Consider the following 12,281-nt stretch of genomic DNA (forward strand, 5'->3'; position numbering starts at 1 on the left):
AGCTCAATGTAGAATCTCCGAACTTTGAAACTCAAAGGAGGCCGCCGATGACTCTCAGAATCGCCCTAGTCTTCGCTCTACTGATGATCGTATTCGTCGGCCCCGCCGCTTTGGCAGCGGATGGTTCGGACCTCCCCGAAGTTCCGAACTCGTCGAAAGCAGACACGTCAACCCACCGGATCGGCTGCCTGGACGATTCGAACTACTACTGCTTCGCCCGGTGTGATTTCTTCTGGGATCGCTGCGTTGAGGGGTCCATCGGCTGCATCATGTACTGGCCTGGAGATCAATGCTTCAACAACTACCAAAGGGATCAGTGCTGTATCCACACCTTGCAGGCGGGACTGTTCTGATTTAGCCCTAGAAATGGCCAGGTCCCTCCAGTCCATTCTTTGGTTGGCACTCACCTTTTGCCCCGTAGCGCTTGCTCAAGAGCCAGCTCTTTTGCCGGAGCAAGGCGAAGTGAACGGCAAGGCGGCGCTCGCCTTCTTCGGACTGGCTTCCGCCACCGGATTCGAAGGAGAACCGCAAGTTCTAGATCCCGCCGGTCTGACGGTTCATTTGGTTCGCATGGAAGACGCCGAGGCACACGTCGAGGAGGCCATGCCGGCGGGCGCTTGGATCGTTCCGACTCCCGGAGCCTATCGGTTTTGGATCGAGGGCAACGGTTGGATCAGCCCCGCCCACGGGGTGATGCGCTACTCGGCGCCTCCCTTCAAGGGCCGAGGCAGCATGGTTTACCGCCGCGTGGTTCGCGCTGGAACGGTTCGCCTGGCGAAGGGAGAAACGCTGGGGCCAACGGAGGAACTCCGGCTCCTCCACCTCGACAGCCACCAGAGCCTCGGATTCCCGCTTCCGGAGATGTCTCGTCGGGTCACCTCGGATGCCCATGAGGGCGTTCTGATGCCGGCAGGCCCGGTCTTGGCAGGGGTGTTCGATACCGTGCGCGACGAGTACCGCTGGTTGGCGCGGCCGGTCGCGGTACCCGCCCAAGGCGTCGTGGAGATCGCTCCGCCGACGCCCTCGGGCGACACCTCGGTGCTGGTCATCCTGGATCGTCCCCGGGCGATCCAGGAGTGGACGGAAGACGATGTCGAGCTGCGGTTGAAGAACGAGCAGGGCAAGGATCAATCCCCGGACGTATGGATCGCCACCGCGGAACGTGTCTACGGGGTCTTCTTCGACCGCCCGGAACGTCTCGCGTCCATCGCTGTCACGTCGTCCTCCGCCGGCCTGCCGGTGCAGGATCTCGCCCTGCGCGCCGGCAAAGTCGAAACCTATCGCGGTGTCCTTCGCCCGCTGCCCGGACTCAAAGTCTCTCTGCTCATGCCTCCGGAGTTCACGCTCCCCGAGGGCGCCGCGATCCAGCTCCTCACCCATCCGGAGCGCGATCTTGTCACCGCGCGTCCCCTTGCGCAGGAGCTATCCTCAGCCTTCGAGCACGTGCCTGCCCGGAACCTCGCGGTCGTCGTGGAGATCCCGCCTTCGCGCGTCACCCAACAGGTGAACCTGGAAGATTGGCGGGACCGGGAGATCGAGATCCGCATCAGGGAATTTCGGATCCACGGCGTGGTGTACCGAGGAGAAGAACCCGCCCGGGCGAAGATCGACTTTCAGCTCTACGGAAGCGATCCCAAGTACAGAAAGTCCGTCACCACGGACGCCCAGGGCCGATACGAGATCACCATCCATCGGCCGCCTTCGCAGGCGAAAGTCGTTCTCGTTGACGACGAGCCTCTCCGCAAGCCGCACTGGGAGATTCTTGGCTACACGTCCTTCGAAGAGGACACCGAATTCGACTTCCACGTGCCGGAGAATCGCGTGGAGGTCGCAGTCACCGCTGATCCATCCGGTGAGCCGGTCGAAGGTGCCAAGGTGCGGTATGCGAATCTACACCTCGCGGACGACGAGCCGATCGGCGAGTACTTCGGCTGGGTGGAGACCGACGCCGATGGGTTCGCCCTCCTGCCCGCCCTGAGAAACGGCAGCCTCGATCTCCACGCCTCCGCCGAGGGATTCCTCTCGGCCGAGCTTTCCGATTTCGTAGTGGACGACCAAACCGGAGAGCGCACCCTCGAGATCGCCTTGGAGACCGAAGGCGAAGCGACTCCGTTGATCCTTGCCTTCACGGGACCCGGCGGCTCTCCGGCGGTAGGTGCCGAAGTCGTGGTGCTCCGCGGGGCGGATGGAACCTTCGAGTGGTCCGGCACGACGGGCGTGGCGGGAGAGTTGGAAATACCGGAACGCTTCATCTCTCACCCCTTCGCCGCCCGCTTCGCCGGAGCCGGTTTCTTGCTCGACCGGATCCCGAGCGGTGACGAGCGATTCGCGTTTCCAGCGGCGGGCCCTACCCTCCAAGCCCTCCTGGTTTCTCGAGGTGAGCCGATCCCTTGGGCCCGAATCGCCCTGGACGTAAGGGGCATGGTGCTCCACGGCCCGATCCTGCAGTGGTTGGTCGGCGAGAGTGCGGCGGACGGAAACGGCACCTGGCGAGGATCGGGAATTCCCGCCGGATCGTTCACCATCACCGCCTGGAAGGCCGGCGAGGACGCGCTGCGCGATCCGAACGCGCTGGCGGCCTCCTTCGGTCAGGTCGTTCCGCCACCCTGGCCGTCGCGGCTCGAAGTCGAAGCCGTGGACTGAAAGGACTGGCCGTCCGAATTGGCGTGCTCAGCGTAGGCCTCGAGAACCCGACACTGATTCTCTGGAAACCCTGAGAGACCTCAGGGCGAAGCCGCCGAGGCGATGATCTTCGCCGTGTGGCCGAGGAGCGACAGATCCCCCGGATCGCCGTGGCCTGGGACCACCGTTCTCGCCGCCGGATAGCGCTTCCCCACCGCATCGAGGCTCGCCGGCCAGGCCGTCACGTCCGCATCTTCCAGATTGCCGGAGTGGCGGGTCTTGGCGCTCTTGATCAGGCACCCGCCGTATAGGACCCGGCGTTCCGGTAGCCAGACGACGATGTTGTCCGGACTGTGGCCCGGCCCCGGATAGAACAGCTCGACGGTCCCGCTACCGGTGGAGAGTTCGGCGCTCTCGGCAAAAGTGTGACGCGGCGCTTCGAGATTCCAGGTGGGCGCCAGAGGCGCGGTCTTCTGATGCCCCCAACTCGGCAGGTCGCGCCGATGGAAGGCACTCACTCCGCCGAGGCCATCGAAGTGAAAGTGGGTGGCGACGACTCCGAGCAACGGCCCCACCTCGGCGGTTACCCAGGCGATCAGGGCTTCGGTCTGCTCTTCGTTCCAGGCGGTATCGATGATCCAGGCGCCCTGCGAGCCGGCGATCACCAGGCCGTTCGCCTCGATGGTGCCGTACTCCTCCCAGGCGGTGCGGCTGCGGTGAAGCCAAAGGCCATCTTCGAGCGGGTGGATTTCGACCTCTTCGTGGATTGCAGCCGGGACTCCGGGCACCAGGTACCCGGCCTCGCCGGGTTCGTCCGCCGCCAGCCGGGGAGACCCCAGGAAACAGGTCAGCAGAATGATCCACGAGGTCCTGAAAGGGACTCGGAGCATGGCCCGATGATGCGCGATCGCTCATCCGGAGGCAAGGCATTCCTGACGCTCATGTGACCGCGCATGACACGGAATGCGGACAGAATCGGACCATGACCTCAGCCGCTTCCCTACCCGCGACGGATGTTCCACCAATCGAAGATCAGGCCGCCGAAGCGCGTGCCTCCACCTCCACTAGCGCCCGCACCTGGAACCGCCTGCTCGCGCCCTATAAACGGCCGCACCGAGGGCGCGCACTGCTCCAGGTCGCCACTTCCGTGGTGCCCTTCGTCCTGCTGTGGGCGGCGATGGCCTGGAGCGTCGGGGTCTCCTATTGGCTGACGGCGGCCCTGGCGGTGCCGGCGGCTGGCTTCTTTCTGCGGGTGTTCATGATCCAGCACGACTGCGGCCACGGTTCCTTCTTCCGCTCGCCGCGGGCCAATCACTGGCTGGGCGCCACCCTCGGGGTAGTGACCTTCTTCCCCTACGGATACTGGCGCCGCACCCACGCCATTCACCACGCGACCCACGGCAACCTCGACCGGCGCGAATTCGGCGACATCGCTACCTTGACGGTGCGCGAATACCAGGCCCTTTCGCGCTGGGGCCGGCTCGGCTATCGCCTGTACCGCAACCCCTTTGTGCTGTTCGTGCTCGGTCCGCTCTACCAGTTCGTGCTGAAGCACCGCTTCCCCTTCGACACCCCCTTCGCCTGGAAGCGCGAATGGGCCAGCGTGATGGGCACCAACCTCGCCATCCTCGCTATCGGCGGCGCACTGTCCTGGTGGCTCGGCTGGCAGACGGTGGTGATCGTGCAGGTGGCGATCGTGATGCTCGCCGGCTCCATTGGCGTGTGGTTGTTCTACGTGCAGCATCAGTTCGAAGAGAGCTACTGGGACGAAGGCGACGAGTGGGACTTCTACCGCGCCGGCGCCCACGGCAGCTCCTTTTACGACCTACCGCGCATCCTCCACTGGTTCACCGCCAACATCGGCTACCACCACATCCACCACCTCTCCAGCCGCATCCCCAACTACCGCCTGCGGGAGTGCTTCGAGGAGAACGCCGAACTGCGTCGAGTGACCCATCTGACCCTCTGGGAAAGCCTGGCCTGCGCCCGCCTCCGCCTGTGGGACGAGGAGCGCCGGCTGCTGGTGGGTTTCCGGGAGTTGCGGCGCCCAGCCTGAGGGTCAACCCCCAGCGAGGCGGCTCGGGTAACATAGCGCCGCTTGAATACATCGAGCGCATAGATCCGAGCGTAGAGATCAACCTTTCCAGTCGACGAGGAGGCGATCATGAACCCGAAGCTCCGCCGCATTTCCCTGCCCGTGGTGACCCTGCTGGTCGCCGTCACCGCCCCGGCCTGTTTCGTGGACCGCAGCGGCCTGGCCGGCTGGACGGCGGAGGTCGAACCCAACACCATCTGCCCCGGTGATCCGGTGACGGTGACCTGGAACGCCGGTCCCGAGGGCGGCTGCGAACGAAACGCCGACGGAGTGCTGATGGGCAGCGGCTGCAGCGACCCGACGCGAGTGACGATCACCTCCACGCCGGACCTCTTCGCCTCGGACCCGATCGCCTCCGAGGAGACGGCCGGCACCCGGACGATCAATCCGACGGTGGACACCACCGTCGATTTCGCCGCTTCCGACCGCGACGACACTCTGCCCTCCTACAGCCGCGCCATCGACGTGATCACCGAAGATCTGGTGCAGGAGACCCTGTTCGATGGCTCCTGCTGCGGCAGCCGCATCTGCTGGACCGCCTTGACGCCGGGCGATGGAGACGGCCTGCCGGCGACCATCCGCCTGGCGGAACTCTGCAATCCCAACACCTTCGCCGTACGCCTCGGCATCCGCCTCGGCGACGGATCCGTCAGCACCGTGGACCTGGCGCCGGCGGGCGGCGATCCGGACTGCACCGGCGAACTGCGCAACGTCACCCAGGTGACCGCCTCGACCGCCGATCCGACCATCGTCGGCGGGGCCGTGTGCTCGCCGGCGAACCAGAATCCACCGCGCGGCTTCAGCCTGACGGCAACCTTTCGGTGCCCGGCTACCTGAGGTGAGCGAGCGCTGAATCACCTCCGGTAGGTCTCCGAAGGACCGCAGCCAGCATTCGGCCAGGCGGACCGCTTTCCGCCGAGCAAGCCCGATCACCGGCTATCCTTTGGGCTATGAAAGTTCTCGTCACCGGGGCGACCGGCTACATCGGCGGCCGGCTCATCCCTCGCCTGCTGGACGCCGGGCACTCGGTGCGGGTACTGGCGCGCGACCCCCGTAAGGTCCATCGCCGTCCGTGGAGCGAAGCGGTCGAGATCGTCCGCGGCGACCTCACCGACCGCGACAGCCTCACTCCGGCCCTCGACGGAATCGATGTCGCCTACTACCTGGTCCACTCCATGGGCTCCGCGAAGGACTACGCCGAGCGCGACCGCACCGCCGCCGGCAACTTCGTGGCCGCCGGGCGGAATCTCACCCGCGCTATCTACCTGGGCGGCCTGGTGCCCGAAAGCGGGGGTGGGATGTCCGAGCACCTGGCGAGCCGGGCGGAGGTCGGCGAGATCCTGCGCGACGGGCTGCCGACGGTGGAATTCCGGGCCGGGCCGATCATCGGCAGCGGCTCGGCTTCCTTCGAGATGGTGCGATATTTGACCGAGCGCCTGCCGGCGATGATCGCCCCCAAGTGGATCAAGAATCCGGTGCAGCCGATTGCCGTGCGCGACGTCCTCTCTTACCTGGTCGCCGCCCTCAACCGACCGGGAGTCGACGGGGGGCCGGAAGGAGTCGTCGAGATCGGCACCGAGCCCCTCACCTTCAAGGCCATGATGCAGGGTTACGCCGCGGTGCGCGGCCTCAGGCGCTGGATCGTGCCGGTGCCGGTGCTGGCGCCGGGCCTGGCGGCGCGCTGGGTGGGCTTCGTCACCCCGATCTCCAACGATCTCGCCGTCCCCCTCGTCAAGGGGGTTGTGCGGCCGCTGATCGGAGATCTCAGCCGCGCCCTAGAGCTGTTTCCGGAGATCGAGCCGATGTCCTACCGGGCGGCCGTCGAGGGGGCGGTCGAAGACACCCTGGAGGGGCAGGTGGTGACCCGCTGGAGCAGCACCTGGGGCATTGGCTCACAGGTGGAGTTCCAGGACCGCGAGGGCATCGTGCGGGAGGTCCGCACCCGGCAGGTGAACGCCTCTCCGAAGCAGGTCTTCCGCGCCTTCTCCAGCCTCGGCGGCGACAAGGGCTGGCTGGTGTGGAACTGGGCTTGGCGAGCTCGCGGCCTGCTCGATCAACTCATCGGCGGCCCGGGCCTGCGGCGCGGCCGACGGCACACCACCGAACTCTTGCCGGGCGAGGCAGTGGACTTCTGGCGGGTGGAAGAAGTGGCAATACCTTCCCTCCTCCGCCTGCGGGCGGAAATGAAAGTCCCCGGCAAAGCCTGGCTGCAGTGGGAGACGCAACCGAACGGCGCCGGCACTCGTCTCGTCCAAACCGCCTTCTTCGCCCCCGTCGGCCTGCCGGGTTTCCTCTACTGGTATGGCATCTACCCGCTACACGGCTGGATCTTCAGCGACATGGTGAAAGCGATCGCTGAGGAAGCGGAGGCGATGGCCACTGCAGACTCCCAGTAGTCGGTCTCGAAGCTTTTGTCTTCGATATCCTGCAACCAAAGTTGGAAAGAGTGGATTGGAGAATCGGGAGAGGAGCCATGAGCGAAGAGACCCGCTGTACCTTCTGCGGCAGCACCCCGGCGGGAACCCACTGCACCGAGTGCGGCAAGGCGCAGAGCGGCCTCGAGGGCTGGGTAGCCCGCCATCCTCTGCTGGTCGGCACCCTCCGTTTCGTGGCGACGGCTCTCATCGTGCCGCTCGCCCTTTGGGCCGTCTCCGCCACCTATAGCCTTCGCGAAGAAGAGCGGCACATCGCCAATCGCAGGCATCTCGAGGTCGCGGCGGCGATGCCGCGCGCGCTGTCGGCGATTGAGATTCTCCAGACTCCGTGCCTGGGAAATGATCCCCAGGCTTGCCTCGCTGCAATCGATCCGGCGTACCAGGAGTACGTTCAAGCGATCCAACACCTCGAATCCACGGTGGTACGCAACTTCGAAGACTTGGCACCCTCGGCGTTCCTGCTGACCTCCCTGGAACGAACGATCGCGATGGAACTCTCGCGGCAGTGGAGCACCTTCAAGAAATGCGTCGAAGGAGAGAATTCACCCGAGGAATGCACGGCTCAGCGCCGGGACGAGCCCTATCCGGATCTCGCGGTGTCGCATTTCATGATCGATTTCCTGCACTGCGCCCTCCACGAGCAGTTGGCCGAGGAGGGCGACCTCGAGGAGAAGCTCGACCATTGTGACCGAATGGTCGAGCGGCAACGAGCCCTTGCCCTGGATGCACCGAGAGAACTCGTCGATCGAATCGAAGGGCCGCATCTGCCGGTGGAAATGAGAAAGCTCGGCGATCGGATCTGGTGCGAGCGGATCGCTCCTGCCGCCGGCTGGGACGATCAAGGACGCTGCAGCGGCGGCTAGGGCGCCCACCTTGAGTCGGTACACTCGGGCGATGAGAGTCAGGATCGTCCTTTCCCTCGCCGGGCTGATCGCCGCTGGAACCGCTTTTGCCGAGCCACCGATAGCGCAGCCCTCCTCCGATGCCCTCCGAATGGAGACGGAACGACAGGCGTCCAAGGCTCTCGACCGCTATCGCGAGTTCCTGCGCCTTCCCAACGACGCCCAAGAGCCGGACGATCTAGAGCCTGTTCTCGGCTGGCTCACAGCCGAATTCTCCCGGCGCGGCTTTGCAACTTCCGAGCTGGCGACGGGGCGGATTCCGCTGCTGCTGGCGGAGCGCGAGACCCCCGGCGCTACGAAGACCCTGCTCGTCTACCTCCAGGCCGACGGCCAGCCGGTGGACCCCGCCGCCTGGGATCAAGAAAGCCCCTGGGAGCCGGTGCTCAAGGAGCCAGAGGACGACGGTTCGTGGCGCGCCCTCCCCTGGCCAAGCTTGGCCGGCGCGCGCCAACCGGACTGGCGGATCTTCGCCCGCTCGGCGGCGGATTCGAAGGGTCCGATCGTCCAGTTCCTGACCGCCCTGGACGTCCTCGCCGCCGTCGGCGGAGGACCTTCCGCCCACCTCAAGGTGATCATCGACGCGGAGGAGGAACTCGGCTCCCCGCGGCTGGCGGCGACGGTAGAGCGCGAGCGCGAACGCCTGGCGGCAAACGAGCTGGTGATCTTCGACGGACCGCCCCACCCTTCGGGCGAACCGACGCTGGTGTTCGGGGCGCGCGGCATTGCCACCGTCACCCTGACCGCCTACGGCCCACGGACGCCGCAGCACAGCGGTCACTACGGCAACTACGTGCCCAATCCGGCCTTCCGCCTAGCGCGGCTCCTCGCTTCCCTGAAAGATGCCGAGGGTCGGGTCACCCTCCCGGGGTTCTACGATGGCGTCGAGTTGACGGCGGCGGACCGCGCCGCCCTCACCGCCGTACCGGACGATCCGAAGACCTTGCACCGCAAACTCGGCATCGGGACTCCGGAGCGGGTGGCAGACACCCTCCAGGAGTCAATCCAGTATCCGTCCCTCAACGTCCGAGGCCTCCAAGCCGGCTGGGTCGGCGAGCAGGCGCGCACCATCATCCCGGCCACCGCCACGGCCGAGATCGACGTGCGGCTAGTGGTCGAGAGCGACGCCGTGGCCTTGCTCCGCTCCCTTCGCCAACACATCGAGAAACAGGGCTTCCGGGTGATCGATGCCGAACCCACGGAAGAGGAGCGTCTCGCCCACCGGCCGCCTCTCCGCTGGCGGTCGCAGATCTCCTACGGCGCCTTCCGCACCCCCCTCGATTCGGAGTTGGGCCACCGCCTCCAGCGCGCCCTCACCGGCTACCACGGCCGGGAACCCATCCGGCTACGCACCCTCGGCGGCTCGATTCCCATTGCGCCCTTCGTGACCACTCTGGGCGTGCCGGCGGTGGCCGTACCCACCGTCAATCCAGATAACCACCAGCACAGCCCGAACGAAAACCTGCGGCTGGGGGATTTCCTGGACGGCGTCGGGGTGATCGCGGCGGTGCTCTGCGAACCGTGGGAGTAGGCTCCTCGTGCGCACGCGGCCTCACATCACCCTCCTCCACCGTCGCCCGAACGTCACGGCCAGCGGATAGAGTGAGCAGCACCACATATCTCGACCGGCTCGATCTCTGGCAAGGAGACTGCGATGATCCACTTCGCCCGCTTCCGCGCTTTCCCCGCGCTCCTCATCCTCGGCCTGCTCGCCGGCCCGGCCTTCGCCGACTGGCCCCAGTGGCGCGGCCCGGACGGCAATGGCGTAGCGCCCGACGCCAACCCACCGGTCACCTGGGGAGAGGAGAAAAACATCCTCTACAAGGTAGAAATCCCGGGCCAGGGCCACGCCTCGCCGGTGGTGGCGGGCGACCGCCTCTACCTGCTGTCGGCCGTCGACGCCGATGAGCCGGCCGCCGAAACCGAGGAAGAGGAGCCGGCCGAGGGCCGGCGCCGGCGCGGCGTCGCGCCGGACCGCGAGCTGCACTTCAAGGTGTTCGCCCTCGACCGCACCACCGGCGAGACCGTCTGGGAGCGCACCGCCATCACCACCCGGCCGCACGAGGGCACCCACACGGATGGCTCCTGGGCTGCCGCCTCGGCGGTGACCGACGGCGACCGCGTGTGGGCCTTCTTCGGCTCCCGCGGCATCTACGCCTACAGCCACGCCGGGGAGCTGCTGTGGAAAAAGCAGCTCGGCGAGATGACCACCCGAAACGCCTTTGGAGAAGGCGCGACGCCGATCCTCGCCGGCAACACCCTGGTCATCCCCTGGGACCACGAGGGCGACAGCTTCGCCGTGGCCCTCGACGCTTCGACCGGCGCCGAGCGCTGGCGGGTGACCCGCGACGAACCGACCTCCTGGTCCACCCCGCATGTCGTTGAGGTGACGGGGAAACCGCAGGTGGTGCTGAACGGTACCGGCCGGGTGCGGGCCTACGATCTGGAAAGCGGCAAAGTCGTGTGGGAGGTCGGCGGCATGACGGTCAACGCCATCCCGTCGCCGGTCAGCGCCGACGGCCTGCTCTACGTGATGAGCGGATTCCGCGGCAACATGCTCAAGGCGGTTCGCCTGGCCGGCGCCGAGGGGGACATCACCGGCAAAGAAGCGGTGGTGTGGACCTACGACAAGGACACCCCCTACGTGCCCTCACCGGTGCTTTACAACGGCATCCTCTACTTCTTGAAGCACAACGGCGGCATCTTGACGGCTCTCGACGCCGACTCCGGCAAGGTCCACTACGGCCCGGTGCGCGTCGAGGGCATCGAGGGTGTCTACGCCTCCCTGGTCGCCGCCGACGGCCGAGTCTATGTCACCGGCCGCAACGGCGCCGTCACCGTCCTCGCCGCCGGTCCTGAGATGAAAACCCTCGCCGTCAACTCCCTGGAGGACGCCTTCAACGCCTCGCCGGCGCTGGTGGGCGGTACCCTGTACCTGCGCGGCAGAAGTCACCTGTACGCGATCGCGGAATCCGAAGAGGACCGCAAAAAACCCTCGGCCCCAGGGGCTCGCTAGAGGGCCCGCTCCGTTTCGGCCGACCGGTATCGACACCCGGCTTTCAGCACTTCGCTGGCGAAGTCTAGGGGTCCAGGAAGTATTCGAGTGCGCGTTCGAGGATCGGGACGCGTCCCGGATACTGGTTTTGATTGATCAGGACGGCTCCGATCACCTCATGGTCCGGGAAATACTCGACGATTCCCGTGTAGCCCGTGCCGGCACCTGTGCGATAGACCACCCGGCGACCGTTTTCCGTCACGACATTCCAACCGTAGCCCTGTTCTGGAGCGAGTTCTGGGTAGGGGGTCGTGAGCATTAGATCGAGGGTGTCGGCCCGCAGAAGCTCGAGCCGATCCAACGCCAGAAAAAGTTTGACCAGATCCGTCGGGGTCGAGACCACACCGCTCGAACCGTATTTACCACTCACATTGGGCAAGTCATCGACCTCGCGGTGTTTGCCCAACCGAGGCGCCCAGTAGGCCTTCGCCAGATCTTCGTCGCGCCCCGATGCGATCGCCAGCGAGGACCGGTTCATCGCGGCCGGCTCGAAGATGGACGTCTCCAACACTCGCTCGAATCTGCGGCCGGTGGAATTCTCGATCGCGCCGGTCAACAGATTGAAACCAAAAGAGGTGTAGCGGTAGCCCCGGCCGGGCTCGAATTCGAGTGGATCGTCGGCAAACACGCGCAGGGAATCGGCGAGAGAAGAGTACTCGGTCGTCGACGAGATCTCGCCGGCATTCGCCTTGTAGTGCCGCACGCCGGAGGTATGGGTGAGCAGGTGCCGCAGGCGGATCGGCCACGGCTTCTCGGGAAAGGCCGAGACGTGGCTGCGAATGTCGTCGTCGAGATCGAGCGTTCCCGACTCGACCTGCTGCAGAACTCCGATGGCGGTGATTCCTTTGGAAATCGAGTAGGTGCGATAGGCGGTGTTCGGCGTTGCCGCCCGCTGGCTCTCGAGATCGGCGAAGCCCACGGCCTCGGCCACGACCATCTCACCATCCACAGCGATGGCAAGGGAAATGGAAGGCGGCCCGCCGGGAGCGTCCAGATAGGTCTGGAGATATGGCCGGACGTGGGCGGGTCCCCGAAATTCAACCTCGGGAACCGCCGGCGCTTCACCGGTACAGGCGAACAGGGAAAGAGCAAGGAACGCGACGGGAGTGGCTCTCATCATGCCCCAAGCCTGCAGTGGAGCCGCGGCGCCTTCTTGAAGATTCTGAACCTGTTCG

The 12,281-nt window shown here is 66.0% G+C and carries 10 protein-coding genes; 8 read left to right on the top strand and 2 right to left on the bottom strand.

Annotated features, from left to right (window positions below; translation table 11 throughout):
• Positions 1-47: 47 nt before the first annotated feature.
• Both AAF481_00610 and AAF481_00615 read left to right on the top strand, forming a co-directional pair.
• Positions 48-353 (top strand): hypothetical protein, encoded by a 306-nt coding sequence (locus AAF481_00610; protein ID MEM7479646.1) that lies wholly within the window; start codon positions 48-50, stop codon positions 351-353.
• A 109-nt stretch (positions 354-462) separates the two neighbouring features.
• Positions 463-2,643, top strand: coding sequence for a carboxypeptidase-like regulatory domain-containing protein (locus tag AAF481_00615; GenBank protein ID MEM7479647.1), 2,181 nt, complete (start codon positions 463-465; stop codon positions 2,641-2,643).
• Positions 2,644-2,723: 80 nt separating this feature from the next.
• On the opposite strand, the gene bla is transcribed toward AAF481_00615, so the two are convergent.
• Positions 2,724-3,512, bottom strand: a complete 789-nt coding sequence (bla, locus tag AAF481_00620; GenBank protein ID MEM7479648.1) for a subclass B1 metallo-beta-lactamase — start codon at positions 3,510-3,512, stop codon at positions 2,724-2,726.
• A 92-nt stretch (positions 3,513-3,604) separates the two neighbouring features.
• Here bla and AAF481_00625 point away from each other — a divergent pair, with 92 nt between their 5' ends.
• The 6 genes from AAF481_00625 to AAF481_00650 all read left to right on the top strand — a co-directional run bounded on the left by AAF481_00625 (position 3,605) and on the right by AAF481_00650 (position 11,067).
• On the top strand, positions 3,605-4,678 hold the full coding sequence (locus tag AAF481_00625; protein MEM7479649.1) for a fatty acid desaturase: 1,074 nt from the start codon (positions 3,605-3,607) through the stop codon (positions 4,676-4,678).
• Between the two features lie 108 nt (positions 4,679-4,786).
• Positions 4,787-5,554, top strand: coding sequence for a hypothetical protein (locus AAF481_00630; GenBank protein ID MEM7479650.1), 768 nt, complete (start codon positions 4,787-4,789; stop codon positions 5,552-5,554).
• 113 nt (positions 5,555-5,667) lie between these two features.
• Positions 5,668-7,113 carry a DUF2867 domain-containing protein gene (locus tag AAF481_00635; GenBank protein MEM7479651.1) on the top strand — a complete coding sequence of 482 codons (1,446 nt, stop codon included), beginning with the start codon at positions 5,668-5,670 and terminating at the stop codon, positions 7,111-7,113.
• Between the two features lie 77 nt (positions 7,114-7,190).
• Positions 7,191-8,015 carry a hypothetical protein gene (locus AAF481_00640; protein MEM7479652.1) on the top strand — a complete coding sequence of 275 codons (825 nt, stop codon included), beginning with the start codon at positions 7,191-7,193 and terminating at the stop codon, positions 8,013-8,015.
• A 130-nt stretch (positions 8,016-8,145) separates the two neighbouring features.
• Positions 8,146-9,582: a M20/M25/M40 family metallo-hydrolase gene (locus tag AAF481_00645; protein MEM7479653.1), complete on the top strand. Its 1,437-nt coding sequence runs from the start codon at positions 8,146-8,148 to the stop codon at positions 9,580-9,582.
• Between the two features lie 123 nt (positions 9,583-9,705).
• On the top strand, positions 9,706-11,067 hold the full coding sequence (locus AAF481_00650) for a PQQ-binding-like beta-propeller repeat protein (protein MEM7479654.1): 1,362 nt from the start codon (positions 9,706-9,708) through the stop codon (positions 11,065-11,067).
• Positions 11,068-11,131: 64 nt separating this feature from the next.
• Here AAF481_00650 and AAF481_00655 read toward each other — a convergent pair whose 3' ends face one another.
• The gene (locus AAF481_00655; GenBank protein ID MEM7479655.1) at positions 11,132-12,223 is read right to left on the bottom strand and encodes a serine hydrolase domain-containing protein; all 1,092 of its coding nucleotides are present in this window, start codon (positions 12,221-12,223) and stop codon (positions 11,132-11,134) included.
• Positions 12,224-12,281: the final 58 nt, after the last annotated feature.

Source organism: Acidobacteriota bacterium (assembly GCA_039030395.1).
Taxonomy (GTDB): Bacteria; Acidobacteriota; Thermoanaerobaculia; order Multivoradales; family JBCCEF01; genus JBCCEF01.